Genomic DNA, 23,623 nt, shown 5'->3' on the forward strand with positions numbered 1-23,623 from the left:
CTGCGTTCCGCGCTGTTCCATTCTCATTGATCGCAGGGATAGCGCCGCGTGACGCTGGGAACCGAATGCCAGGATTCGAACAATAGCTTCGCACGATATGGTTCCAAAAAATACGTTCAGTGCCGATCACCATAAGAACCAAGTGACGCGTTAACACCGGCAGCATTCGGTCAACCCGAGGCTACCATATGCGTTCACGTTCGATCTGCATTGATGCCGCCACCCGCGGCGTTCGTTTCCCACAGCTGCTGGCGCTTGCGCTGCTACTTTGGCCCGTGCTCGCCGGTCCGGCCCGCGCGGGCGATGTCGAGGATTGCAGCGGGCCGCCGACGGACAAGGCCGAGGCGGCGTGCTCGGGCATCATCAACGATACCGCACGCTCCACGGAGGACCGCACCAAGGCCTTCACCGGCCGCTCGCGATTTCACATCGCGCGCGGCAAGATCGATCAGGCGCTCAGCGATGCCGATGCGGCGGTGCAGCTGAATGGACAATTCGTGCCGGCGCTGATCGCGCGCGGCTATGTCCAGCAACGCAAGGGTAGCGCGGATCAGGCCCGCGCCGACTTCGATCGCGCGATCGAACTCGAGCCGAAGAACCCGTTCGGCTTCCTGGCGCGCGGCAATCTGCGCGCCGACCAGCACGCCTGGAGCGATGCGATCTCGGATTACGACCAGGCGATCACGTTGCGGCAGGATCTTCCCGCTGCCCGTGTCGGGCGTGCGCGGGCCTATGTCGAAACCGGACAGCCCGATGCGGCGCTGGCCGACGCCAACACCGCGATTGCCGTCAACGCCGGCACGCCGAATGCGTTCTACTGGCGGGGTCAGGCCTATCGCCGCAAGGGCGACATGGATAAAGCGATCGAGGATTTCTCGCGTGCGATCGCGCAGGCGCCGCAGGCCGAGCGCAACGCCTATTTCGCCCGTGCCCAGCTCTACAGCGCCAAGGGCGACTATGCCCGCGCGATTGTCGACTTCGACCGACTGTTGACGGTTCTTCCCGACAACAAGGAGATCCAGCTGCAGCGCCAGCAGGCGGCCACGATGCAGGCCGAACTCGCCAAGGCAGCAGGCGGCGCCGCGCCGCCGCAGCTGGCCGCACCGGCTCCAGGCGCGTCGCCGGCGCGGCCAGCTGCGCCGGCGGCGGGTAACCAGCAGGTCGAGCAGGCCAAGCAGCTCGTCGCACAGGGCAACTACGCAGGCGCCGTTGCCAATCTCACCCAGGTGCTGGGCGGCGATCCCCGCAACGAGGCTGCGCTGCGCCTGCGTGCACTGGCCTATTCAAAGCTCGGCCGGTCGGCGGACGCGCGCAACGATCTCAATGCCCTGCTCAAGGTCAAGCCGGACGATCCGCAGCTGCTGGCGGCCCGCGCGCTCAATGCCGCCGGCACGCGGCAGTTCGATCAAGCGATGGCCGACGCCGGCCGTGCCATCACGCTCGATCAGAACAATTCGTTGGCGTATCTGGCGCGCGGCCTCGTCAAGGCCGGCACCGGCAAGGTGCAGGACGCGCTCGCCGACTACGATCATTCGATCTCGCTCAATCCCAAGGAGACGCTCGCTTTCACCGAGCGTGGGCTCGCTCATATCGGCCTCAACCAGCTCGACAAGGCGCTCCTGGATTTCGATCAGGCGCTAGCGCTGGTGCCGACCAATCTGATCGCCAAATCGTGGCGCGGCCTCGCGTTGATGCTCAAGGGGCGCGCAGATGAGGGACTGGTCGATATTGACGCTGTGCTGGAGCGAAGCCCGAACAATCCGACGGCACAGCTCGGCCGCGGGCTCGCGATGTTGACCTCGTCCCAGTACGACCGCGCCATTGCCGCCTTCGACCAGATCATCACGCGGGCGCCCAACGATGCCTTCCCGCATGTGCTGCGCGCCCGGGCCTATCTCGGGCTGAAGAAGCCGGATAACGCGATGAAGGATCTCAACTTCATCCTCTCTGCGCGACCCGATTATCAGCCGGCGTTGACATTGCGCGGCATCACCTGGTCGGCGTTGCGCAACTACGACAAGGCGGTCGAGGATCTCGACCGGGCGATTGCGCAGAAGGAGACGGTTGAGGGCCTGTTCGCCCGCGCCAAGGCGCATGAGGCGCTCAACCATGTCGACAAGGCGACCGAGGACTTCCGCAAGGCCACGCAGCTCACCCCGTCAAGCGTGTTCGACGTGCTGGCGCAGGCCGAGTCGAAGCGCAAGGTTCAGCAGCTGTCGAAGCGGGTGCCGTGCGGCAACGGCCAGAGCGGCACGTGCCTGTGATGCTGCAATGCGCAGCCGCGCGCTTCCCGGCGCAAAAGGCAGTCGTCGGCGCGCGAGCGGTGGCCGCCGAAATAGTTCAACGCCATATAGTTCAACGCCATGGCGCGCGGGCATCGTGCCCGCCCCGCCGAACGTCACGTTGTCTGGTGTGTGGATCGGCCCCCACTCCCGGATGGCGTCCGAGAGTGCGCCGCCGGATCTGGCGCTGTGACGCTAGACCTTGAGATTTTCGGCTGACGTCTTGCCGCGATTTGCAATCTCTTCGTATTCAACCGACTGACCTTCGTTGAGGGTCTGAAGGCCAGCCTTCTGAACTGCTGAAATATGAACGAAAATGTCCTTGCCGCCCGATGCGGGCTGGATGAATCCATAACCCTTGGTCGGGTTGAACCACTTCACTGTACCTTTGGGCATTCCAGTCGTCTCCGCGGAATCAATCGAAAACAGACCAGTCGGTCCCCGCAAAACCGGCTTGTCCGCAACGACAGGATAGCAGTTTGAAAAAAGCTGGGTAGATCAAACGACGGTGTGTTTTTGACCGGAAACAACCCGCTTTGCGGGGGTTTTACGCCGGATTGCCCGTTTCGTGGTCAATTGATGCGCTGCAAAAACGGATCGGTTCCAATGTACCGAACTGGATCGATCGTCCCGCGCGCTGCCTTTTCGGCCGGCGCGCGGGGATCGACCGTCGGCGTCTCAATAGGTCGCGGAGAGGTATTCGACGATCTTGCCGACGTCGGCTTCGTCGATCGGCGCACCGTAGACCTTGATCATCTTGGTCACCTCGGCCTGCCAAAAATCCTTCTTGAACTTCTCGCCCTGAGGCTGGGTCTTGATGTAGTCGGCCGAGTGGCAGGCGGTGCAGTTGTTTTGCACCACCTCGAGGTTGGGGCCCGGCTTGAAGGTCGCGGTCTCCTCGGGGACCGTGTAGTTCACGGGCGCGGCGATGGCGGCGCCGATCGACAGCGCGGCGATCGCGGCGAGGGATGGAAGCAGCTTGCTGGTCATGATGCTTCTCCTCACGCTGCGGTGACGCGCACGGTTTCGACGACGTTGCGCAGATAGCCGGCCGGATTCCACAACGGATCCGTCGGCTGGGTGTCGCCGGCATTGTTGGTGGCGCGCACCTTCAGCTCTGCGGGACCGGCCGCGAGCTTCACCGGCAACTTCCATTCGCGGAAGGCGTATTTGCCGAGGTCCTTGCCGAGCTTGGCCGGCGTCCAGCTCTTGCCGCCGTCGGTCGAGACCATCACCTCCTTGATGCCTTTACCGCCGTCGAAGGCGATGCCGCGCAACATGGTGCGGCCGGCCTTCAGCTTGGCGCCGTCGGCAACGCTGGTGATGAACGAGCGCACCGTGAAGCGATTGATCGGGATCGTCGCCTTCGGTGCGGTGCCGGGCTCGACCGCATTGTTCGGCGTATCCGGTATCCGGTAGGCGGACTTCATCCAGAAGCCCTCGAACACGTTGTCGATCACGGCGATCTCGTTGAGGTGCTTCACCCAATAGGTGCCGTAATAGCCGGGCACCACGAGGCGGAGCGGGAAGCCGTTGAGGAACGGCAGGTCCTCGCCGTTCATGCCCCAGGCCAGCATCACCTCGCCGTCGCGTGCGTGGTCGATGTCGAGCGCCTTGACGAAATCCGGCGTCTTGTCGCTGACCGGACCATCCATGCCGTTGAAGGTGACCTGCTTGGCTCCGGCCTGCACGCCGGCCATGTCGAGCACGGTCTTCAGCGGCACGCCGTGCCAGCGCGCGCAGCCCATCGCGCCGTTGCCGAGCTGGCCGCCGGCGACGCGCGGACTGAAGAAGCCGCGGCTGTTGCCGGAGCACTGGTTGACGGCAACGATATCGGTCGCCTTCAGCTTCCTGATGTCCTTCAGCGACAGCTTCAGCGGCTTGTCGACCTTGCCCTTGATCTCCAGCGTGAACTTGTCCGGATCGAGATTGTAGGGGAGGTCTGCCAGATGATAGCGCACGAAGAACGCATTGTTCGGCGTGATCGGGCCGTCGTTGAAGACCGCAAACGGCGTTTCCAGCTGCGGCGGGCGGGCGGTCAGGCCGATCATCGGGCGCTTTTGCGGGTAGCGCACCAGCGGCCGCTCGCCATTGCCAAAGGGTAGCGTCACGGTGTCGAGGGCGAATGCGCCCCTTGATCCCAGCCCCGTCACCAAAGCGGCCAATCCGGCGCGCTTCATCAAGTCTCGTCGATCGAGCATTCCGCTTCCTCCGAAGCTGTTCTGTCGTGAGCCGGTCATCACCAGGCCCAGATCGCCTTGCGCGCCTTCGCATCGCGGAATGCGCGCTGTCCAAATGTCGCACCGGGGAACGGCAAGTCAATTGAGCTTTCGCAGCGTTGCGTCGCAACAACGAAAAGCCCCGGTCGCGTGGACGACCGGGGCGTTTCCATCCCAGTAGAAGGTTCGATCAGTAGCAGACGTTCACGGTGCGATAGCGATAGCCGTAGGGCGTCAGCACCAGGCGGGTGGCGTAGCAGCCGGAGTCGACGAAGCCGACGGCAATGCCCGGGCCACCCCAGAAGTGATGGTGATGCGGATGCCAGAAGAACGGCTTGGCGGAAGCTGCGGTCGGCGCCAGCGCGGCGGCACCGAGGGTTGCGACAGTGGCGAGAGCGAGCGTGACTTTGCGAAACATGGTCTTCTCCTTCAGATGCGCGTTGAGCTCTGTCGCGGCGCGGTTGCAGTGTTACCCATCGCCAGTCAGTCGCATCCGGCACCGGGCACGTTCGAGCATCTCTGCTGAACGCACCGTCGGATGTGCGGCAGGTCACATTGGGCTGAAGCGGAGATGAACCGGTCAGGCCGCGACGGCACGCCGGTCGTCGACCAGCGTCGACAGGAGCTGCGTCTTTTCGACCGTGCGCACGGTCATCGGCTCGTTGCGGCCGCGGATCGCGACCTCCTGCGCCGGCAGGGCATCGTCGGCCAGCCCGGCGGTGACGCGCACCTCGTCCGAGATGATCGCCTCGCAGGCCAGCGCCTTGGTCATGTCCTGCAGCCGTGCCGCGACGTTGACGGCATCGCCGAGCGCCGTGAACACCATGTGGTCGCGATAGCCGATATCGCCGACGATCACCTCGCCGCCATGGATGCCGATGCCGAAGCGGATCGGCTCGCGCAGATCGTGGCTCAGGAACTGGTTCAGCTCGTCGATATGGGTTGCGATCAGCGCCGCCGCGCGCAACGCCTGGCGGCAGGCCACCTGCCGGTCGGTGGCAAGCCCGAACAGCGCCAGCATGCCGTCGCCGATGAACTGGTTGGGCCGCCCGCCTGCCTCCAGCACCGCCTGCGACACCGCGCCGAGGAAGCGGTTGACGATGAACACGGTGTCGAACGGCAGCCGCTTCTCGGCAAGCTGCGTCGAGCCGCGCATGTCGACGAACATGCTGACCAGATAGCGCTCCTGGCCGACCCGTGCCGGATTGGCGGCGTGCGCGTTGGCCGACGTCGTGCTCGGCAGGAACAGCTGGAAGAAATTCAGGTCGGCGGTGGGCCGCAACTGGCAGGCCAGCCGGATCGACGGATCGTCATTGCCGACCCGGTGCAGCACGAAGGCTTCGCGCGGCGAGGGCTCGGGCAATCCTGCGTGATCGCCGATGATGCGGATGCGGCAGGTCGAGCAGCGTGCGCGGCCGCCGCAGACGCTCGCATGCGGCACGTTGTAGCGCAGGCTTGCTTCCAGCACGCTCAATCCCTTCGGTACCCGCAGCGTGCGGCCGTTGCCGTAGGACAGCGCGATCATGCCGCCGCGGCGCTCCAGCAGGGCCCGCGCGCCGCGCGCCAGCAGCACGAGGCCGAGCAGGCCGAGATAGCCGATGGTCAGGCCGTCAGTGATCTTCTCGAGCGTGGTCCCCTGCGCCGCCGTGCCGAGCTTCTGCACCGACAGCTCCTCGCGCCGCCAGTCGGGATCTTGATAATCCGCGATCGTGGCGCGGCCGCCCTGGTAGATGCCGAGCATCGCCAGGGTCGGGATCAGCACGGCTCCAGCGAGCAGGAACGGCGCGGCGCGCTTGAAGAACGGACGCAGCCGCAGCCAGAAATACAGGCCGATGCAGCCATGCACCCAGGCGATCACCAGCACCGCCAGCATCTGCCACAGCCGGTTCGGCGAGGCGATGAAGAAGGTGTACAGCTCCTGGGGGTAGAGCTTCTCTTGCCCGTACAGGGTCTGGCCGAGCCGTACGCCGACGACGTGGGCGACGATCAGCATCGGGATGCTGAGACCGAGCGTCAGCTGCAGCGGCTCGATCGCCTTCCAGTGGAACTCGCGGCGCTGGTAGAGCGCCCAGATGCCGAGCCCGGTATGCACCAGGCAGGCGCCGTAGAACACGATCGCGACCGGCAGGAACTGCCAGAATTCGGTGTGGTAGTAGACCCCGATCGCCATCGCCTCCGTCGAGATATTGCCGAGCGCGTGGTTGAGGAAATGGCTGATCAGGTAGGCGAACATGATCGCCCCCGTGACGATGCGGACCTGCCGCAGGCCGATACCGCGGGCCATGTCCTGCAAATGCTCGCGCGAGGGGGAGGCCATGTGATTCATGATCGGCAAGTCTAGTGGTTAATTCCCGCGCTGAACACCACCGCGGGTCCGGACCAGCCGTGAGAGCGGGCCGCGCGGCACGTTGACACTCCGTTAAGAGTCGAACAAAAAGCGCGCCGTGACGATAGCCCAAGCCGAACCTGGAGCCGATAACAACAGCGTTAAGCCGGCCCGTTCGCGCGCGCCGGATTGGCGGGGCGTCATCGCCGTGATCGTTGCGATGACCGCGATGCGGCTGGTCTACGCCCATGCGCTCGATCTGCGCACCGACGAGGCCTACTACTGGACCTGGTCGAAGGAAAACGTGCTGTCGTTCCTCGACCATCCCCCGATGGTCGCCTGGTTCATCCGCTTCGGCACCGCGATCCTCGGCGACACCAATCTCGGCGTCCGCCTCGGCGGCATCGTGGCGATGCTGGCCACCCAGCTCCTGCTCGCCGACATCGTCCGCCGCGTGACGGCCAACAACGTCCGCGCCGTGATGCTGGCGCTGCTGCTGCCGGAGGCGGCGCTGTATTACGGCCTCTTGATGGCCAAGGTCGCGCCCGACACGGCGCTGATCCCGTTTTCGGTCGCGATGCTGTGGGCGCTGGTCCGGCTTGCGCAAAGTGGTGACGGTCGCTGGTGGCTCGCCGCGGGGCTGTTTGCCGGGCTGGCGCTGCTGTCGAAATTCACCGCGATCATGTTCGCGCCGGCGGTGCTCGCCTTTGCGCTGGTGCCGGATTGGCGCTGGCGCTGGCTGCGCAGCCCGTATCCGTATCTTGCCGCGCTGATCGCGATTATCGTGTTCGCGCCGGTGCTGATCTGGAATGCCGGGCACGACTGGGCCTCGTTCCGCTTCCAGGCGGTGCGCGCCACCGCCGAGCGCGCCTTCACGCTGCGCACCGTCGGCGAATTCGTCGGCATGCAGTTCGGCCTGGTCGGCTTCGTGCTGCTGCCGGTGACGCTGTTCGGCACCGCGCTGACGGCATGGCGCGGCTATCGCAAGCGCGAGCCGGTTGCGATCCTGCTGGCGACCGCGGTCTTGGTGCCGTTCATCTACTTCCTCTGGAAGTCCTTGACGCTGCGGGTCGGCGACACCTGGCCGATGTTCCTGTGGCCGGCCGGCTTCGCGGCGGTTGCCATCAACGTCACGCGGATGCCGTCCGAGGGCTGGTCGGTCGGGCTTGTCAAATCGACGGTCTATTGGGCGCGGACCGCGATCACCACGGGCATCGTGTTCGTCGTCTGCGTCTTCCTCTATTACATGTTTGCGCCGTGGAATCTGATCGGCCGCACCGATCCGATCGGCACCGAGGCGGGCTACGATGTGGTGGCTGCGCGCACGCTGGCGCAGGTTGAGGCGACCGGCGCGACCTGGGTCGCGACAACGGATTACCGCACCTATGCGATGCTGCGCTGGTTGCTGCGCGGGAAGGTGACGGTCATCGAAATCAACGAGCGCGGCCGCTTCCAGGGCTTTGCCGATCCCGGCATGAGCAAGATCCGCGATCACGCCGGCATTTATGTCGGGCGCGAGCCCGAGAACAATCTGCCGCTGTGGAGCAAGACATCAGCGGTGCGCCAGCCGCTGGAGCGCGTGACGCGCAGCTGGCGTGGCATGGTGATGGACACCTATGCGCTGGAGAAGATCAGCGGCTGGACCCCCGATCTGTCGCCGCCGCCGGACACCACCTTCTTCCGCTGGCGCGTGCTGGCCTCCTCCTTCTCCCCGCTTGCGGGGAGAAGGTCGGGATGAGGGGGGTCTCCACGGGGACGGCAAGAGTTGGTCTCGCGGAGACTCCCCCTCACCTGGAATTTGCGCTTCGCGAAAATTCCGGCCTCTCCCCGCAAGCGCGGCGAGGCAAGCACCTCATTCCTCTTCCTCGCGCTTGCGGATCAAGTCTTTCGCGAGATCCGTTAGCGCCGGGCGCGGCAGGGCGTTGAAGGGAAGCGGGCGGGTGACGTCGATCGCGGCGAGGCCGAGCCGGGCGGTCAACAGGCCGTTGAGCATGCCTTCGCCGAGGCGTTGTGACAGTTTTGCCGCGATGCCGTGACCGAGCATCTGCTGGATCAGGCTGTCGCTGGCGGCCATGCCGCCGGTGATGGCGAGATGCGCGATGACGTGGCGCAGCAGGCGGATCATGCCGAGCGCGCCGGGCCGGCCGCCATAGAGCCGCGCCAGCTGCCGGATCATCCGCAAGCTCGCCACGAACACGAACAGCACGTCGAACAGCGCGCGCGGGCTGACCGCGGTGACGACCGAGACGCGCTGCGCGGCTGAAGACACCAGCCGCCGCGCCTCCTCGTCGAGCGGCGTCATCAGCTCGCGCTCGGCGAGGCGGATCATGTCGGCGCCGTCGATGATGTCGTCGGTGTGGCTCTGCAGCGCGCTGCGGGCGCGGGCAAGCTGCGGAGTCTGGTGCGCGAGCTTGAGCAGGTCGGCAACGATCGCGCGGCTCGCGGCCCGGTCGTCGCTGATCAGTACCTCGGCGGCGCGCAGATGCAGCTTCTCGATCGTCGCAAGCCGCGCCAGACCGACGAGCTCGCGCGTGGTCACGACGGCGAGCGCAACCGCGGCGATGACGGCGAGTCCCAGCCCGAGGACGCCGAGGCCTTCATTGCGTGCGAACAGATCCTCGACCAGGTTGATCACGCCAAGTCCGGTGCCGAGCACCACGAGGCCCGCGACCGCGCTCCAGAACAGCGTCCCCCAGCGGAAGCCGCGGCGCGCCGGCACCAGCGGCATATCAACCGGGACCGGGAGCTGCGCGGGCTCGGCCTCGGGCACGATCTGGATCGTGCCGCGGGTGAGGCGGCTGCCGTCGTCCGGATCCATCACGACCACGCCGGGATCGTCGAGCTTGAACGTCGCCGGCCGCCGCGGGGGCGTCTTCTCGTTCATTGCAGTCTGTCTCCGATCAGGAACTGGAGAGCGCGGTCAAGGCGGATGTGAGGCAGCGCCGGCTCTGCATCGCCGTTTCGTTCCAGCTTTGGCGGACGGAAGCGCAGGAAGCGGTAGTCCGCGGCCTCTGTGTCCGAGCTTGAGAGGCCGCGGAAGCCGCCGTTGAACAGCTCCTCCGGATTGTCGGGCAGGTCGCCGGGAAAGGTCGCAACTTCCGTCTCGCCGTCGAGCCGCTCGCCATTGGCGACCTCGCCCGGCGCCGGCGTGCCGAGGATCGACGGCAGCCGGTCGCGCCCGCGCTGGACCTGCGCCTCGCGCGTGGCGCGCACCGCGGCGAGTGCGACGACGTCGATGTCGGCGCCGGCATACTCGGCGCGCTCGGCGGCCTTGGTCACGATCCGCCGCAGCACGGCCTCCAGCCGGTCGTGGCTCTGGTGGTGCAGATGGTCGGCCTTGGTGGCCGCGAACAGGATGCGGTCGATGCGCGGCCGGAACAGCGCGCTCAGGATCGTGCTGCGGCCGATCCGGAAGCAGTCGAGAATGCCGGCGAGCGCGGCCTCGAGATCGTGCAGCGCCTCGGGGCCGGCATTGAATGCGGCGAGCGCATCGGCCAGCACGATCTGGCGGTCGAGCCGCGCGAAATGGTCGCGGAAGAACGGCCGCACCACGACGTCCTTGTAGGCTTCAAAGCGCCGCCGCATCATCGCCCATAGCGAGCCGTCACCCGCGCTGCCGCCTGCGGGCACGTCGAGCGGCGCAAAGGTGAGTGCCGGCGTGTCGGCGAGATTGCCGGGCATCAGGAAGCGGCCGGGTGGCAACAGGCTCATCGCGAAGCGCTCGTCGCGGCAGGCGCGCAGATAGTCGGTGAACAGGCGTGCTTCGGTGAGCGCGGCCTGCTCGTCCTCCTTGGCCTCGGGCTTCAGCGTCGCGAGATGGGCGTGCCAGGGTGCCGCGAGTTTTGCGCGCAGCGGCTCGCGCGACAGCGCAAGGCTCTCCGCCGACCATTGCTCGTAGCTCTTGTTGAGCAGCGGCAGATCGAGCAGCCACTCGCCGGGATAGTCGACGATATCGAGGGTCAGCGTGCGGTCCGCGCCATTTTGCCGCTGATACTCGATCACGAGACGGAGCTCGGAGATGTCGGTGGTCGAGCTCGGCCAGCGTCGCTCCTCGACCAATGTCCGGACATGGTTCTCATAGGCGAAGCGCGGCACCGCATCGTCGGGCTGCGGGGCGAGATAGGCGCGCGCGATCCGCCCCGAGGCATAGGCCTCGAACACCGGGAAGCGGCCGCCGCGGGTCAGGCCGTGCACCAGCGCGGTGATGAACACGGTCTTGCCGGCGCGCGACAGGCCGGTGACGCCGAGCCGCACCGTCGGGTTGAAGAACCCCTCGCCGTAGTCGAGCAGCGCCCGCGCCGAGAGACGGGCTTCGTCGACGATATCAGAGAAGCTGGGGGGCATGGAGGGTTAACGAAAACCCGGCAGGAGGGACCAAAAGGGGCGGGCGATCACCCGCAAGGTGGCGATTATCGGGCCAAAATCAAGCTTCACATTTCCGGCGCCTTTGCAGGCGAGGGGTTGTCGGGGGCACGGGAATTGAACGCGTCACACCACCCGCGCTCCCCATCGTCCATCGGCCCACGGGAAAGCCTGCATGACGGTCTTCCGCCTGAAGCAACTTGCCTCGACCTCGATCCACGCGGCCGGCGCCGCGCTGTGGAACTACGACCGTGCCGAGCTGATCGCCGACGGCGTCGTCCATCTCGTCGGCGTCGCTTTCGGGCTGGTCGCCGCCACCGCGCTGATCGTGCTGACCGCGGTCTATGCCGGCCCGTTCGACATCGCCGTGGTGTCGGTCTATGTCGCCGGCCTGCTCGCGATGCTGGTGCTGTCGGCGACCTATAATCTGTGGCCGGTCTCGCGCGCCAAATGGGTGCTGCGCCGCTTCGATCACTCCGCGATCTATCTGCTGATCGCCGCGACTTACACGCCGTTCATCGTGGAACTGAAGGACAGCACCTTCGCGATCGCGCTGCTGGTCGGGGTGTGGTGCGTGGCGATCGTCGGGATCTGGCTCAAGCTGCGCTATCCCGGCCGCTTCGACCGGCTCTCGGTCGGACTCTACCTTGCGATGGGCTGGAGCGGCATCATGCTCTACGACCGCGTCGTGAAGGCGCTGCCGGCGATGGCGCTCGGCTTCGTGCTGGCCGGCGGTATTCTCTACAGCCTGGGCGTGATCTTCCACTCCTGGCGGCGGCTACGCTTCCAGAACGCGATCTGGCACTGCTTCGTGCTGCTCGGGGCTGCCTGCCACTACACGGCGGTGTTTGACGTCGTGCTGGCGAGCTGAAGTTCTCGCCATCTGCGGCGAATGGGCTATCATGTTTCGTGATAGGCGCATTCAGCCCTCACACCGTCACCCCCGCGCAACGGCGAAGCCGTTGTCGCTGGAGGAGCCGCGCAGCGGCGTCTCGAAGGGTCGACGGCCCCCAGCCGGGCCGTTCATCCTTCGAGACGCGCGTCGCGCTCCTCAGGATGACGGAAGGCGCAGGGCAGCATGGGCAAGGCAACAACGTACGAGCAAAGATATCGGGAGGATAGCCATGCAGGTGGCAGGTAAGGTTGTGGTGGTCACCGGCGGTGGCAATGGCATCGGCAAGGCGCTGTGCGAGGCGTTCCATGCCGCGGGCGCATCGAAGGTCGTGGTCGTCGACCTCGATCATGGCGCGGCCGAGAAGGTCGCGGCCACGGTCGGTGGTGCCGCCTTCAAATGCGACGTCGGGCAGGAGAAGAACATCCTGCATGTGATCGACGAGACCGAGCGCATGTTCGGCCCGATCGCGCTGTTCTGCTCCAATGCCGGCATCGGCGGCGGCTTCGATCCGCTGTCGGTGAACGCCGGCGGCACCTCGGACGAGCCGTGGTCGCGGAGCTGGGCGATCCATGTGATGGCGCATGTCTATGCCGCGCGGCATCTGGTGCCGCGCATGAAGACGCGCGGCGGCGGCTATTTCCTCAACACGATCTCGGCCGCGGGCCTGTTGTCGCAGGTCGGCAGTCCGGCCTATTCGACCACCAAGCACGCCGCGGTCGGCTTTGCGGAAAACCTCGCGATCTCGCACCGCGCCGACAACATCAAGGTCTCGATCCTCTGTCCGCAGGGCGTCGACACCAGCATGCTGCGCTCGATTCCGAAGGGCCCGCAATCCGGCGACGGCGATCTTTCCGCCGAGCAGGTCGCGCAGGATGCACTCAAGGGCATCGAGCAGGAGACCTTCCTGATCCTGCCGCATCCGCAGGTGCTCGGCTACATGCGCAAGAAGACCGAGAATTACGACCGCTGGATCGGCGGCATGGCCAAGATCCAGGCCAAGATGCGGGAAGCGCACGGTAAGTGAGACCTGTAGCCCGGATGGAGCGAAGCGTAATCCGGGTCGAACGTGCGCGCGTGAATCCCGGATTTTGCTGCGCTTCATCCGGGCTACGATATCGGCCTCGCAACTGAGGCGCCTCACTCCTTTGCGATCTGCGCGATCCTGTCGCGCAGATAGGCATCCATCAAATCGGGCGCCGAGGCGCCGAACATCCTGATGCGGCCGGTGTGCAATAGCAGCAGGAGGCCGGTCGCATGCGCGAAGCAGTCCACCATCACCGTGTTCGCCTTCGACCTGGAAGCGCCGAGCGCCTCTGCGGCTTCGGCGATCGGATGCAGCGCCGCCTCCAGCGCGGCGTTCAGCGCGTGATCGCGGTCATGGCCGAGCCCGGCCGGCTTCATGCCGCCGCGGAACAAATAGAAGCCGAGATCGAGGTCGCGCGGGTTGTCCGCGTAATAGCGGAAGAAGCCCATGCCTGCGGCGTGCAGCTTCTGCTTGGCGCCGCGCGTTGTTGCGACTGCCGCACTGACGGCTTCGCCGAGCGAGGCCAGCGATTGCCGCAGCACCTCGGCATAGATCGCCTCCTTGGAATCGAAATGGAAGTACAGCGCCGCCGGCGTGTAGCCGGCCCGCATCGCGATCGCCCGCAGGCTCGCGCCCTCGAGGCCTTCCTCCGCGAACACGCTGCGCGCTGCGTCGAGGATCAGCTCCCGCTTGTGGCGGCTGACCGCTTCCTTCCTGCTCTCGCGCATCTGCATGGCCCGGCGAATCCGTCTTGACTCAATTCCAACAGCGTTAGATAATTTAACAACGTTAGAATAAATGAGCAAGGGAGAAGCGCCATGCTGATGACGGCTGCGGACTACCGGGAATCCCTGCGCCGCTACAAGCCGCGTGTGTTCGTCAACGGCGCGGCCGTGGCGAGCGTCGCGGACGAGCCGTTGCTGGCGCCGGGCGTGGCGGGCGTCGGCGTGACCTATGATTTCGCGCTGCAGCCCGAGCACGTGCCGATCATGACGGCGCGGCAGGGTACCTCGGGCAAGACCGTCAACCGCATGCTCCACATCGATCGGAGCTCGCAGGACCTGCTCGACAAGCTCGAGGCGGTGCGGCTGGTGTGCAGGACGTCGGGCTGCGCACAGCGCTACCTGACCCATGATGCGCTGAACGGTCTCTATCAGGCGACCAGGCTGACCGACGATCGCCACGGCACCGATTACAGCCAGCGCTTCCTCAACTATCTGCACGAGGTGCAGGACCAGGATCTGACGCTCGGCATCGCCATGACCGATGCGAAGGGCGACCGCTCGAAGCGTCCCGGCCTGCAGGTCAATCCGGACGTCTACGTCCACATCAAGGAACGCCGGCCCGACGGCATCGTGATCCGCGGCACCAAGGCGATCGTGACCGGCGCGCCTTACATGCACGAATTCCTTGTCATGCCGTGCCGCACCCACGTGCCCGCCGACAAGGATTTTGCGGTCTGTTGCGCCGTGCCGGTCGATGCGCCCGGCGTCACCATCGTCGCGCGTCCGGCCGGCCGGCCCGGTGATGCCGCGGCGAAACTTTCCGCCAAGTACGGCCAGTCGGTCGGCGTCGTGATGTTCGACGACGTGTTCGTGCCGCATGACCGCGTGTTCCTCGCCGGCGAGACCGAGGAGGGCGGCTTCCTCACCACCTCATACGCGACGCATCACCGGCATTCCTGCATCGGCGCCCGTGCCGGCTTCGGCGATCTCTTGATCGGCGCCGGCGCGCTGATGATCGAGGCCAACGGGCTCGATGCCGAGAAGCATGCGCACATCCGCGAGGCGATGGTCGAGCTGATTACCATCACCGAGAGTTTCTATGCCTGCGGCGTCGCCTCCTCGGTCTACTGCACGAAGGATCCGGCGGGCTCGGTGATGCCGGACGCGGTGTTCTCCAACATCGGCAAGCTGCTGCTGGCGACCAAGATCTACGACATGCACCGCGTCGCGCATTACGTCTCCGGCGGGCTGATCGTCGCGCTGCCGGGTCCCGACGAGGATCACAATCCGGAAACGCGCGCCTCGCTTGCCGCTGTCATGGGCGGACGTCCCGATATCCCGGCCGAGCAGCGCGCCGAGGTGGCGCGGTTGATCGAGGACCTCACCGTCTCGCACGAAGCCGGCTGGTATTCGGTGATCTCGCTGCACGGCGGCGGCTCGCCGGAGGCAATGAAGCGCGAGATCTGGCGCAACTATCCGGTGATGGAGAAGGCCGAGCTGGTCGAGAATCTGCTCGGCCGCGACCTCGTCGACCAGGGACAACGGGTGTCGAAGCAGCCCGGGCGCTGCTGCGCAACCGGCTGCGAGGTGCCGACGCCGTCAGCGGCGGCCATGCTCGGCGATCCAATGCCCTCGTAATAAGGTTGCGAATATATGTCCAGCCGTCATTGCGAGGAGCGGCAGCGACGAAGCAATCCATATCTCCACTTGCCGAAAGATGGATTGCTTCGCTTCGCTCGCAATGACGTGGCGAGATTGCCGCTCAGCTCTTCTGTGTGTAAAGCAGCGGCACCGCGGAATCGACCATCACCTCGATCAGGCTGGTGCCTTGGTGCGACAGGGCGCGCTGGTAGGCGCCCGGAAGCTCGGCTGATTTCGTCACCCGCACGGCGTCGCAGCCCAGGCCTTCGGCGAGCTTGACGAAATCGATGCCGGGCAGATCGAGGCCCGGCACGTTGCGCACCTGCATCACCTGGCTGAACGAGCGCATCGCGCCGTAGCCGGAATTGTTCAGCACGACGACCGTCAGCGGCAACTTGCGCTGCGCCGATGTCCACAGCGCCTGGATCGAATACATCGCCGAGCCGTCGCCGATCAGGCAGACCGTGCGTCCCTGGCGTCGACCGAGCGCCATGCCGACCGCGGCCGGCAGGCTGTAGCCGAGGCCGCCGCTCGCCATGGTGTAGAAGCTGTCCTGGCCGTGCATCGGCATCGCCTTCTGCATCAGCGGGCGGTGCGACGGTATTTCCTCGACCAGCGCATCATGCGGCCCCATCGCGGCCGAGAGCGCGTGCAGCGCGTATTCGGCAGGGATCGGGTCGCCGGCGGCCGGAGCCGGCGGCAGGACACGGCCAGCCGGCGCGGTGCGTTTCGTCTCAAGCAGCATCTCGAGCAGCGCCGTCAGCGCGGGCTTCATGGTCGCGACGATGCTGTGGCCGGTCGGCGTCATCGCGGCGGCGTCCGGATCGTCGGTGATCTGGAAGATCGTGGTCGAACCGTCGAAGATCGCGGCATGGCCCTCGACATGGAAGGTGAAGACCGGCGCGCCGACCACGACGACGAGATCGTGCTCGCGCAGCGCATCGGAGAGCTGGCCCGGCGCGGCATGCAGGAAGCCGGCGAACTGCGGATGCCGTTCGGGGAACGAGCAGCGCGCCGAGAACGGGCTGGCCCAGACCGCGGCTTTCGATTTCTCGGCCACCTTCACCATGAGATCGACCGCCTCGGCACGATCGACGGCCGGGCCGACGACGAGGGCAGGGCGCTTGGCCTCGCCGAGCGCGGCCACCAATGCCTGCATCGCCGACAGATCGGGGCCGATCTCGCGGCTGACCTGGCGCGCGTCGAGCGGCTGGGTCGCATGCGCCCAGTCGTCGATCGGCACCGAGACGAAGGTCGGCCCGCAGGGCGGCTGCATCGCGACATAATAGGCGCGCGCGATCGCGGCGGGCACGTCTTCGGCGCGCGCCGGCTCGACCGCGAATTTCACGTAAGGCCGCGGGAATTCGGAGGCCCGCTCGGCATAGAGGAAGGCCTGCAGCGGCATGATCGAGCGCGCCTGCTGGCCCGCGGTGATCACCAGCGGGGTCTGGTTGCGATAGGCGTTGTAGATGTTGCCGAGCGCGTTGCCGACGCCGGCCGCCGAATGCAGATTGACGAAACCGGCATTGCGCGTCGCCAGCGCGTAGCCGTCGGCCATGCCGACGACGGATGCCTCCTGCAGGCCGAGCACGTAGTCGATGTCGTCGGGCCAGTCGCTCAGGAACGGCAGCTCGGTCGAGCCGGGATTGCCGAACACCTTCTTGATGCCCCACGCGCGCAGCAGGCCGAAGGTGGCGTCCTTGACGGTGACGGTCGTGCCTTTGCTGGCGGCGGGTTTGCGCGAGGACATCGGGCGGCTCCCATTTCTGTCTTGTTACGTTCCGTCATTGCGGGCGGCAAAAGCGGAAAGGCAATCCACCTGTCGATGGATTGCCTGACGATGTCAAGCCGCTGGGCCCATAGTTGCCGCGGCAACGGCTGCAAATTTGCGTAGGCGGCTATCCCGTCATCCTGAGGAGCGCGCTTGCGCGCGTCTCGAAGGATCGACGGCCACGGCGGGGCCGTTCATCCTTCGAGACGCGCTACGCGCTCCTCAGGATGACGGGGTGACTACCTAATTGGCCTTCTGCAGCGCGGCGGTCTGCTTGGCGAGCTGCTTGTCGAAATCCTGCTCCAGCCCGGCCACGTAGGTGGCATTTTCGCCCGGCTTGACGAACGGGTTCGGCGCGCCGTCCTTCATCTGCGCCCGCTTGGCCTGCATGCCGTAGACCTCCGGATGCGGCCCGAGCAGCACGTCGACCTTCATCGCCTTGACCTTGCTGAAGGTCGAGCGGTAGTCGTCGACGATGCCGGGATAGGTCGGACGGCCGACCAGCCGGTTCAGTGCCACCGTTCCGCTACAGAAGAACAGCACGTTGCGCGCCTGGCTGCCATCCTTGACCGTGATCTCCCAGCTGGTGCAGCCGGGCGAATGGCCGTGGGTGGTGTGCGCGGTCAGCGTGGTGTCGCCGAGCGTCACCTTGTCGCCTTCCTTGACGGTGCGGTCGACCTTCACCGGCGTAAAGGCAAGATCGCTGTTGTTCTCGTCGCCCGGATAGTAGCCGCCTTCGAGCAGCGGCTTGTCGCGCTCGCCGGCGATCAGTTGCGCGCCGGTCTCCTTCTTGATCTCGGCAAAGCCGCCGGTGTGGTCGAGATGGGCGTGGGTGTTGAGGATGATCTTGATGTCGCCCTCCTTGAAGCCGAGCTTGGCGATGTTGTCCTTGATCATGCCGGTCGACTGCTGCATCGCCGTGTCCATCAGGATCAGCCCTTGCGACGTCTTGATGACGTAGACCGCGATCCCGTCAGTGCCCACATAGTAGATATTGTCGATGAGCTGGAACGGTTCGAACGGCGCGGTCCATTTCTTCATGACAACAGCCATGAAGTCCTTGAGCGTCTGTGCCTGCGCACCGGTTGCGATCAGCGTGAGCGCGCACAGCGCGGCTGCGATCGTCCTCATGGTTGCCTCCCTCTTTGTTGTTGTTCGTGCACGGGCGGCACTATGCGTGCTGGCGACGCCGGCCGCAAGCTGCGCACGGCAAGCCGCCGGGCAAGCGGCCGTCCGTCCGGCGCATTCCTGTTCTGCGTTCAGCTCGCGTATTGCGCGATGCCGTGGCCGAACGACCAGTTCTCCTTGGCGACCTCGACGAGGTTGATGACAACATCGTCCGGCCGTCCCTGCAGCTGGCTCTGATAGTCGTCCACGATCCGCTTGTAGAACGCCTTCTTCATCTCGACGGTGCGCCCGGCATTCATGGTGATCTGGATGAAGATGAGGTCGTCGCTGTAGGTGTTGCCGAGATAGTTGTCGGCGTAGTTCAGGTCGCTACGGTCGTGCTCGGTGATGACCTGAAACTTGTCATTCTCGGGCACGTTGATCACCTCGCGCATCGCCTTGTAGACGATCTCGCCAAGGGTCTTGCGATATTCCGCGGGCTTTCCGCGCTTCAGGTCGATACGAACGAATGGCATGGTGGTCTCCTGTGTGATGCGGGGCTCGGCCCCGCGTGATCGGGACGTGCGACGGTGCAAACGGGCATCGTCCGCTTGCACCGGCGCGGTCGTTGCGTTCAGCGGGCCGCCTTGAAGGTCTCCCAGCGCGCATCGCGCTCTCTCTGATATTTGGGCGTTCGCTCCGCAACCATGTCCGCCCAATGCAGCGGCTTGCCGCAGGACTGGCAGACCGGACCGAGCCCGGCCGGCTTGCCGCAGACGAGGTGCGTATAGTTCATCGAAAGACCGTCCCTGGGTGACTTGCACCAGGTCTCGCCCCATGCGCGCAGGGCAAACATGACGGGGAAGAACGCCGCGCCCTTCTCCGTCAGATGATATTCGTGGCGCAGCGGCCGCTTGTTGTAGACGCGCCGCGTCACCAGTCCGTCCGCCTCCAGCTTCTTCAGCCGCGCGGTGAGCATCTGCGGGGTCGCGCCGGTATAGGCCTGAATCTCCTCGAAGCGATGGTTGCGCGCGAACAGCTCGCGCAGCACCAGCACCGTCCAGCGATCGCCCACCACGGTCTCTGCGCGCGCCACCGGACACAGCGTTGGGTCAGCAGGGTTGCCCTTTGGCCTTGCCATCACGTTTTCTTCATCCGCATTGTTACTATGATCTTCATAGCAATATGCGCTATCGTCAACGTGGGTGCAACGGGCGTTTCCGGCCCGGTCCCTCACATTTCAAGGAGCGCGCCATGAGTACCGAAAGCAGGAAATCGGGTATCGACATGAAGCTCGAGGTCGTGGTGATTCCCGTGTCCGATGTCGACCGGGCCAAGCGCTTCTATGAAAATCTCGGCTGGCGGCTCGACGCCGATTTCGTCAGGGCGGACGGGTCCCGGGCGCTGCAGCTGACGCCGCCGGGCTCGCCGACCTCGATCCATCTCGACAAGGGATCCGAGCTGCCGCGCTTCCTGATCGTGAACGACATCGAGGCGGCGCGTGCCGATCTGATCGCGCGTGGCGCCGATGTCAGCGAGGTGTTCCATCGCGGGGCGGCGGGCCGCATCAAGGGACCCGATCCGGAGCGGCCGAGCTACGGTTCGCTCGCCACCTTCAACGATCCCGACGGCAATGTCTGGCTGTTGCAGCAAGTGACACGGCGTCTGCCCGGTCGCGTCGACGGAAACAGCGCGACGTTCACCTCATCGACCGATCTGGCCGCCGCGCTGCGGCGCGCATCGGCCGCCCATGGCGAGCACGAGAAGCGAGCCGGCGGCCACGATGCGAACTGGCCGGACTGGTACGCCGATTACATCGTGCGCGAACAGGCCGGGAGCCCGCTGCCGGAGTGAAGGATCAAACAGGAGTATCCGTCATGGCGGCGCAATCGATCGCGCAGTTTCGCGAACGGACCGCCGCGCTCGGCGTCAAGGTTGCCGGGGTGTACGCCGGCCGGGTAGGCGGCGTCACGCCTTGAGGCAGGCGCCGCGCTCGGACAAAACCTTCTCGGCCTTCGGCGTCAGCTCGTAGAGGTCGCCGTCCTTGGCGACGTATCCCTCCCTGATGAGCCGGTCGACCTCGCCTTGCACGTCGTCGGCGAAGGCAATGGATTGGGCGATGTCGCAGAGAACCGCGACCTGTTCGTCTCTAAGCATGGCGTCCTCCGTCAGGGCGGGGAACGCACGACCCGGGTTTCGGTTCCAACGGACGGGATGATAGGCCCGGCTTTCACGCGGTGAGCTGTGGCGCCGGGTGTTGCATCTTACCCATGCCGCGCATCGAACACCGGCGCGTAGCCACCGCCGTCTCGGCGAGCATGGGCACAGCGCGGGCCGCGGAAGTGGGCGGGTATGACGAGGCGGCCGCTGTCCGCGGCCTCTGCCAGGATACTCATCCGCGTCTCGCGCGCGAGCTGTGGGTCGGCACAGGATGATGTCGACAGATCGGGCTGGAAGATCTGCACCGGATTGTGCACGGCATCACCGCAAAAGATCGCGCGATGTTGTGCGTAGTCCACCATCAGCCCCATCTGGCCGCTGGTGTGGCCCGGCAGCGGGACCAGCCGCAGGCCCGGTCCCAACTGATGGCCATCGTCGACCAGATCGACACGGCCTGCCTCGACGATCGGGATGACGCTCTGCTCCAGGGCGCGGGCGTGGATCGGCGGGGCACGTCCGGCATCATGCTGCGTCATCCAGTCGGCCAGCTCGCGGCGGCCGAACAGATACCGCGCGTTGGGAAAGGTCGGCTGCCAGCGGCCGCTGTCCTGGCGGGTATTCCAGCCGACGTGATCGACATGCAGATGGGTGCAGAATACGACGTCGATGCCGGCCGGGTCGACGCCGCACGCGTGCAGCCGCTCGAGGAAGGTGCTGCCGCGCCGCCGATGCCAGGCGGGAATCTCGGGGATGTCCTTGTGCTCGCCGATGCAGGCGTCGATCAGCAGCGTTCGGCCGCCGGTTCGCACCACAAAACTCTGGATCGCGTGTTTCGCGAGGCCCCGGGCGAGGTCGATGAACACCGGCTCCAGCGTGGCGCGATGCGTTTCGATCACGCGGCGATCGTATCCGGGCAGGAATTCGGCGAGCGGAAGGCCGAAATCGTCGTCGTCGACGATGACGTCGACGGTTGCGTCGCCGATCGCAAATCGCATGACCGCTCCTTCCCGGAGAACCGTGCATCCCAACGCGCGGTCACTATGCAGGGTGGCGCCGTCGATCGCAAGTTGGTGAACGGCTATGAGACCATGCCGCGCAGCAGGCCGATCAGGCGGCCGCACTCATCGTCGGTGCCGACCGTGATGCGCAAGAAGTCCTCGATCCGCGGCTTCTGAAAATGCCGCACCAGCACGGCGCGCTCGCGCAACCTCGCGGCGAGATCGGCGCCGCGATGGCTGGGATGGCGGGCGAACACGAAATTCGCCTGCGACGGCAGCACCTCGCAGCCCAGCTCAATGAGGCCACGGACCAGCGCCTCTCTGCTCCTGATGATGCGTTGCCGCGTCTCCTCGAACCACGCCTCGTCCTCGATGGCGGCAACCGCGCCGGCGATCGCGAAGCAGTCCAGCGGATAGGAGTTGAAGCTGTCCTTGACGCGCTCCAGCGCCTCGATCAGCGGGCGTTGGCCGATGGCGAAGCCGACGCGCAAGCCGGCCAGCGCGCGCGATTTGGAGAGCGTCTGGATGACGAGCAGATTGTCGTGGCGCGCGACCAGCGGCACGGCGCTCTCGGCGCCGAAGTCGACATAAGCCTCGTCGACCACCACCAGCCGGTCGGGATGCTCGGCGAGCAGCGCCTCGATCGCGGCGCGCGGCAGCGCAGTGCCGGTCGGTGCGTTCGGATTGCACAGCAGGATGGCGCTGCCGGGCCGCCGGTAGTCGGCAAGGTTCACCCGCATCGCGGCGTCGAGAGGCACGGTCTCGTAGCTGACGCGATAGAGGCGGCAATAGACCGGGTAGAAGCTGTAGGTGATGTCGGGAAACAGCAGCGGCGCATCGTGCTTCAGCAGCGCCGGGAAAGCGTGGGCCAGCACCTCGTCCGAGCCGTTGCCGACGAACACCTCGTCCGCCGTGACGCCGTAGCGCCTCGCGATCGCCTCACGCAGCGCGGTTGCGCGTGGGTCCGGATAGAGCCGCAGGCGATCCGTGTTCGCTGTGATCGCCGCCACCGCGCGCGGCGACGGCGGGTAGGGGTTTTCGTTGGTATTGAGCTTGATAAGGCCGTCGATCTTCGGCTGCTCGCCGGGCACGTATGGCGACAGATTGTGGACGACCGAACTCCAGAAGCGACTCATGATCTGCGATCCAGGGATGAACGCGATCACAATAAGGAATACGAGGCGCTGATGAAAGCGCCTCTTTATTCCCTCGCGTTATGACAGGCGTCGTGCTCGCGCGTTACCAGGTCGCCGTGCCCTTCATGGTCGGCTGGCCCTCGGCATTCGCGGTCCACAGCTCCATGCCGCCGTCCTTGTCGCTGGCATTGATCGAGAACTCGCTGCCCTCGAACAGCGGCTGCACGCCGCGATAGGCGAGCTTCTTCGGCGGCTTGCCGCCGCGCAGCTTGGCGGCGAACTCGACGATGAAGGAAGCCTGCAGCGGGCCGTGGAAGATCAGGCCCGGATAGCCCTCGACCTTGGTGACGTAGTCGCGGTCGTAATGAATGCGATGGCCGTTGAAGGTCAGCGCCGAGTAGCGGAACAAGAGCACCGGGTCGGAGACGTGGCTCTCGCGATGCTGCGCGACCGGCGGAGGCGGCGGCGCCTTGGCCGGCGCAGCGCCCTGCGTGCTCGTCATCTCGCGATAAACGATGTCCTGCCGTTCGCGCACCGCAAGCCCGCGCGAGGTCGTCACCTCGTGATTGACCGAGACGAAGCACAGCGTGCCGGTCGAGCCTGATTTGACCGTGACGTCGACGATCTTCGAGCTGCGTTTGGCCTCATCGCCGATGCGCAAGCTGTCGAAGAATTCCAGCTCGCCGCCGGCCCACATCCGGCGCGGCAGCGGCACCGGCGGCAGGAAGCCCCCGCGCGTCGGGTGGCCGTCGGGGCCAAGCTGCGACATCGGAAACACCGGCTGCGCCAGGCACCAATGCGTGGTCCACGGCGCGGCGTCACCGGCCTTCGGCTCGCCGATCTCCTGGAACAGCGTCGCGCGCAGCCCCATCACGAGATATTTGGTGACGACGTCGGAGGCCTCCGTGGTCTTGCCAATCCACTGGCGGAGATGATCGAGGTCGAGTTTGTCGCTCATGATTGTGTTGCCCGGGCAG

The 23,623-nt window shown here is 65.9% G+C and carries 22 protein-coding genes; 6 read left to right on the forward strand and 16 right to left on the reverse strand.

The features are described from left to right. Window positions 1-188: 188 nt before the first annotated feature. Window positions 189-2,264, forward strand: a complete 2,076-nt coding sequence (locus I6F38_RS12525; protein ID WP_225160537.1) for a tetratricopeptide repeat protein — start codon at window positions 189-191, stop codon at window positions 2,262-2,264. A 213-nt stretch (window positions 2,265-2,477) separates the two neighbouring features. Here the strand turns inward: I6F38_RS12525 and I6F38_RS12530 are convergent, their stop codons facing one another. From I6F38_RS12530 to I6F38_RS12550, 5 genes are all read right to left on the reverse strand, one after another. Further along, window positions 2,478-2,678 (reverse strand): cold-shock protein, encoded by a 201-nt coding sequence (locus I6F38_RS12530; RefSeq protein WP_057019268.1) that lies wholly within the window; start codon window positions 2,676-2,678, stop codon window positions 2,478-2,480. 282 nt (window positions 2,679-2,960) lie between these two features. Further along, window positions 2,961-3,272, reverse strand: coding sequence for a cytochrome c (locus I6F38_RS12535; RefSeq protein WP_225160538.1), 312 nt, complete (start codon window positions 3,270-3,272; stop codon window positions 2,961-2,963). An 11-nt stretch (window positions 3,273-3,283) separates the two neighbouring features. Then, window positions 3,284-4,483: a molybdopterin-dependent oxidoreductase gene (locus I6F38_RS12540; RefSeq protein WP_225160539.1), complete on the reverse strand. Its 1,200-nt coding sequence runs from the start codon at window positions 4,481-4,483 to the stop codon at window positions 3,284-3,286. Window positions 4,484-4,691: 208 nt separating this feature from the next. Beyond that, the gene (locus tag I6F38_RS12545; protein WP_225160540.1) at window positions 4,692-4,919 is read right to left on the reverse strand and encodes a hypothetical protein; all 228 of its coding nucleotides are present in this window, start codon (window positions 4,917-4,919) and stop codon (window positions 4,692-4,694) included. A 162-nt stretch (window positions 4,920-5,081) separates the two neighbouring features. Next, complete coding sequence (locus tag I6F38_RS12550; protein WP_225160609.1) at window positions 5,082-6,818, reverse strand: adenylate/guanylate cyclase domain-containing protein; 1,737 nt, start codon at window positions 6,816-6,818, stop codon at window positions 5,082-5,084. A gap of 229 nt (window positions 6,819-7,047) precedes the next feature. On the opposite strand from I6F38_RS12550, the gene I6F38_RS12555 reads away from it, so the two are divergent. Then, window positions 7,048-8,565 carry a glycosyltransferase family 39 protein gene (locus tag I6F38_RS12555; protein WP_225160610.1) on the forward strand — a complete coding sequence of 506 codons (1,518 nt, stop codon included), beginning with the start codon at window positions 7,048-7,050 and terminating at the stop codon, window positions 8,563-8,565. A gap of 114 nt (window positions 8,566-8,679) precedes the next feature. On the opposite strand, the gene I6F38_RS12560 is transcribed toward I6F38_RS12555, so the two are convergent. Both I6F38_RS12560 and I6F38_RS12565 read right to left on the reverse strand, forming a co-directional pair. Further along, window positions 8,680-9,711, reverse strand: a complete 1,032-nt coding sequence (locus I6F38_RS12560) for a TIGR01620 family protein (RefSeq protein WP_225160541.1) — start codon at window positions 9,709-9,711, stop codon at window positions 8,680-8,682. Continuing rightward, the gene (locus tag I6F38_RS12565; RefSeq protein ID WP_225160542.1) at window positions 9,708-11,171 is read right to left on the reverse strand and encodes a YcjX family protein; all 1,464 of its coding nucleotides are present in this window, start codon (window positions 11,169-11,171) and stop codon (window positions 9,708-9,710) included. The genes I6F38_RS12560 and I6F38_RS12565 overlap by 4 nt, the downstream gene beginning before the upstream one ends. A 193-nt stretch (window positions 11,172-11,364) precedes the next feature. Between I6F38_RS12565 and I6F38_RS12570 the strand changes: the two genes are divergently transcribed. Next, complete coding sequence (locus tag I6F38_RS12570; RefSeq protein WP_028334953.1) at window positions 11,365-12,060, forward strand: hemolysin III family protein; 696 nt, start codon at window positions 11,365-11,367, stop codon at window positions 12,058-12,060. A 253-nt stretch (window positions 12,061-12,313) separates the two neighbouring features. Continuing rightward, entirely contained in the window at window positions 12,314-13,108 is a 795-nt protein-coding gene (locus I6F38_RS12575; RefSeq protein ID WP_225160543.1) for an SDR family oxidoreductase, read from the forward strand. A 113-nt stretch (window positions 13,109-13,221) separates the two neighbouring features. Here I6F38_RS12575 and I6F38_RS12580 read toward each other — a convergent pair whose 3' ends face one another. After that, complete coding sequence (locus tag I6F38_RS12580; protein WP_225160544.1) at window positions 13,222-13,836, reverse strand: TetR/AcrR family transcriptional regulator; 615 nt, start codon at window positions 13,834-13,836, stop codon at window positions 13,222-13,224. A 90-nt stretch (window positions 13,837-13,926) separates the two neighbouring features. Between I6F38_RS12580 and I6F38_RS12585 the strand changes: the two genes are divergently transcribed. Then, window positions 13,927-15,471: a 4-hydroxyphenylacetate 3-hydroxylase N-terminal domain-containing protein gene (locus tag I6F38_RS12585; RefSeq protein WP_225160545.1), complete on the forward strand. Its 1,545-nt coding sequence runs from the start codon at window positions 13,927-13,929 to the stop codon at window positions 15,469-15,471. 124 nt (window positions 15,472-15,595) lie between these two features. Here the strand turns inward: I6F38_RS12585 and mdlC are convergent, their stop codons facing one another. The 4 genes from mdlC to I6F38_RS12605 all read right to left on the reverse strand — a co-directional run bounded on the left by mdlC (window position 15,596) and on the right by I6F38_RS12605 (window position 19,493). After that, on the reverse strand, window positions 15,596-17,224 hold the full coding sequence (gene mdlC / locus I6F38_RS12590) for a benzoylformate decarboxylase (RefSeq protein ID WP_225160546.1): 1,629 nt from the start codon (window positions 17,222-17,224) through the stop codon (window positions 15,596-15,598). A 264-nt stretch (window positions 17,225-17,488) separates the two neighbouring features. Then, the gene (gene blaBJP / locus I6F38_RS12595; RefSeq protein WP_225160547.1) at window positions 17,489-18,376 is read right to left on the reverse strand and encodes a BJP family subclass B3 metallo-beta-lactamase; all 888 of its coding nucleotides are present in this window, start codon (window positions 18,374-18,376) and stop codon (window positions 17,489-17,491) included. A gap of 128 nt (window positions 18,377-18,504) precedes the next feature. Then, window positions 18,505-18,888, reverse strand: a complete 384-nt coding sequence (locus I6F38_RS12600; protein WP_225160548.1) for a tautomerase family protein — start codon at window positions 18,886-18,888, stop codon at window positions 18,505-18,507. 98 nt (window positions 18,889-18,986) lie between these two features. Continuing rightward, the gene (locus tag I6F38_RS12605; protein WP_225160549.1) at window positions 18,987-19,493 is read right to left on the reverse strand and encodes a helix-turn-helix domain-containing protein; all 507 of its coding nucleotides are present in this window, start codon (window positions 19,491-19,493) and stop codon (window positions 18,987-18,989) included. Between the two features lie 113 nt (window positions 19,494-19,606). On the opposite strand from I6F38_RS12605, the gene I6F38_RS12610 reads away from it, so the two are divergent. Further along, window positions 19,607-20,206 carry a VOC family protein gene (locus I6F38_RS12610; protein WP_225160550.1) on the forward strand — a complete coding sequence of 200 codons (600 nt, stop codon included), beginning with the start codon at window positions 19,607-19,609 and terminating at the stop codon, window positions 20,204-20,206. 114 nt (window positions 20,207-20,320) lie between these two features. Here the strand turns inward: I6F38_RS12610 and I6F38_RS12615 are convergent, their stop codons facing one another. The 4 genes from I6F38_RS12615 to I6F38_RS12630 form a co-directional block, all read right to left on the reverse strand. Beyond that, complete coding sequence (locus I6F38_RS12615) at window positions 20,321-20,509, reverse strand: hypothetical protein (RefSeq protein ID WP_038386258.1); 189 nt, start codon at window positions 20,507-20,509, stop codon at window positions 20,321-20,323. A gap of 107 nt (window positions 20,510-20,616) precedes the next feature. Next, complete coding sequence (locus I6F38_RS12620) at window positions 20,617-21,507, reverse strand: MBL fold metallo-hydrolase (RefSeq protein WP_225160551.1); 891 nt, start codon at window positions 21,505-21,507, stop codon at window positions 20,617-20,619. A gap of 83 nt (window positions 21,508-21,590) precedes the next feature. Next, complete coding sequence (hisC, locus tag I6F38_RS12625) at window positions 21,591-22,646, reverse strand: histidinol-phosphate transaminase (RefSeq protein WP_225160552.1); 1,056 nt, start codon at window positions 22,644-22,646, stop codon at window positions 21,591-21,593. Window positions 22,647-22,749: 103 nt separating this feature from the next. Beyond that, the gene (locus I6F38_RS12630; protein WP_225160553.1) at window positions 22,750-23,604 is read right to left on the reverse strand and encodes a MaoC family dehydratase N-terminal domain-containing protein; all 855 of its coding nucleotides are present in this window, start codon (window positions 23,602-23,604) and stop codon (window positions 22,750-22,752) included. Window positions 23,605-23,623: the final 19 nt, after the last annotated feature.

Source organism: Bradyrhizobium sp. BRP56 (genome assembly GCF_020194035.1).
GTDB classification, from domain to species: Bacteria; Pseudomonadota; Alphaproteobacteria; order Rhizobiales; family Xanthobacteraceae; genus Bradyrhizobium; species Bradyrhizobium australafricanum.

Coding starts and splice junctions, on each gene's coding strand:
- I6F38_RS12525 (WP_225160537.1), top strand. CDS start 189: ATGCGTTCACGTTCGATCTGCATTGATGCCGCCACCCGCGGCGTTCGT.
- I6F38_RS12530 (WP_057019268.1), bottom strand. CDS start 2,678: ATGCCCAAAGGTACAGTGAAGTGGTTCAACCCGACCAAGGGTTATGGA.
- I6F38_RS12535 (WP_225160538.1), bottom strand. CDS start 3,272: ATGACCAGCAAGCTGCTTCCATCCCTCGCCGCGATCGCCGCGCTGTCG.
- I6F38_RS12540 (WP_225160539.1), bottom strand. CDS start 4,483: ATGCTCGATCGACGAGACTTGATGAAGCGCGCCGGATTGGCCGCTTTG.
- I6F38_RS12545 (WP_225160540.1), bottom strand. CDS start 4,919: ATGTTTCGCAAAGTCACGCTCGCTCTCGCCACTGTCGCAACCCTCGGT.
- I6F38_RS12550 (WP_225160609.1), bottom strand. CDS start 6,818: ATGGCCTCCCCCTCGCGCGAGCATTTGCAGGACATGGCCCGCGGTATC.
- I6F38_RS12555 (WP_225160610.1), top strand. CDS start 7,048: ATGACCGCGATGCGGCTGGTCTACGCCCATGCGCTCGATCTGCGCACC.
- I6F38_RS12560 (WP_225160541.1), bottom strand. CDS start 9,711: ATGAACGAGAAGACGCCCCCGCGGCGGCCGGCGACGTTCAAGCTCGAC.
- I6F38_RS12565 (WP_225160542.1), bottom strand. CDS start 11,171: ATGCCCCCCAGCTTCTCTGATATCGTCGACGAAGCCCGTCTCTCGGCG.
- I6F38_RS12570 (WP_028334953.1), top strand. CDS start 11,365: ATGACGGTCTTCCGCCTGAAGCAACTTGCCTCGACCTCGATCCACGCG.
- I6F38_RS12575 (WP_225160543.1), top strand. CDS start 12,314: ATGCAGGTGGCAGGTAAGGTTGTGGTGGTCACCGGCGGTGGCAATGGC.
- I6F38_RS12580 (WP_225160544.1), bottom strand. CDS start 13,836: ATGCGCGAGAGCAGGAAGGAAGCGGTCAGCCGCCACAAGCGGGAGCTG.
- I6F38_RS12585 (WP_225160545.1), top strand. CDS start 13,927: ATGCTGATGACGGCTGCGGACTACCGGGAATCCCTGCGCCGCTACAAG.
- mdlC (WP_225160546.1), bottom strand. CDS start 17,224: ATGTCCTCGCGCAAACCCGCCGCCAGCAAAGGCACGACCGTCACCGTC.
- blaBJP (WP_225160547.1), bottom strand. CDS start 18,376: ATGAGGACGATCGCAGCCGCGCTGTGCGCGCTCACGCTGATCGCAACC.
- I6F38_RS12600 (WP_225160548.1), bottom strand. CDS start 18,888: ATGCCATTCGTTCGTATCGACCTGAAGCGCGGAAAGCCCGCGGAATAT.
- I6F38_RS12605 (WP_225160549.1), bottom strand. CDS start 19,493: ATGGCAAGGCCAAAGGGCAACCCTGCTGACCCAACGCTGTGTCCGGTG.
- I6F38_RS12610 (WP_225160550.1), top strand. CDS start 19,607: ATGAGTACCGAAAGCAGGAAATCGGGTATCGACATGAAGCTCGAGGTC.
- I6F38_RS12615 (WP_038386258.1), bottom strand. CDS start 20,509: ATGCTTAGAGACGAACAGGTCGCGGTTCTCTGCGACATCGCCCAATCC.
- I6F38_RS12620 (WP_225160551.1), bottom strand. CDS start 21,507: ATGCGATTTGCGATCGGCGACGCAACCGTCGACGTCATCGTCGACGAC.
- hisC (WP_225160552.1), bottom strand. CDS start 22,646: ATGAGTCGCTTCTGGAGTTCGGTCGTCCACAATCTGTCGCCATACGTG.
- I6F38_RS12630 (WP_225160553.1), bottom strand. CDS start 23,604: ATGAGCGACAAACTCGACCTCGATCATCTCCGCCAGTGGATTGGCAAG.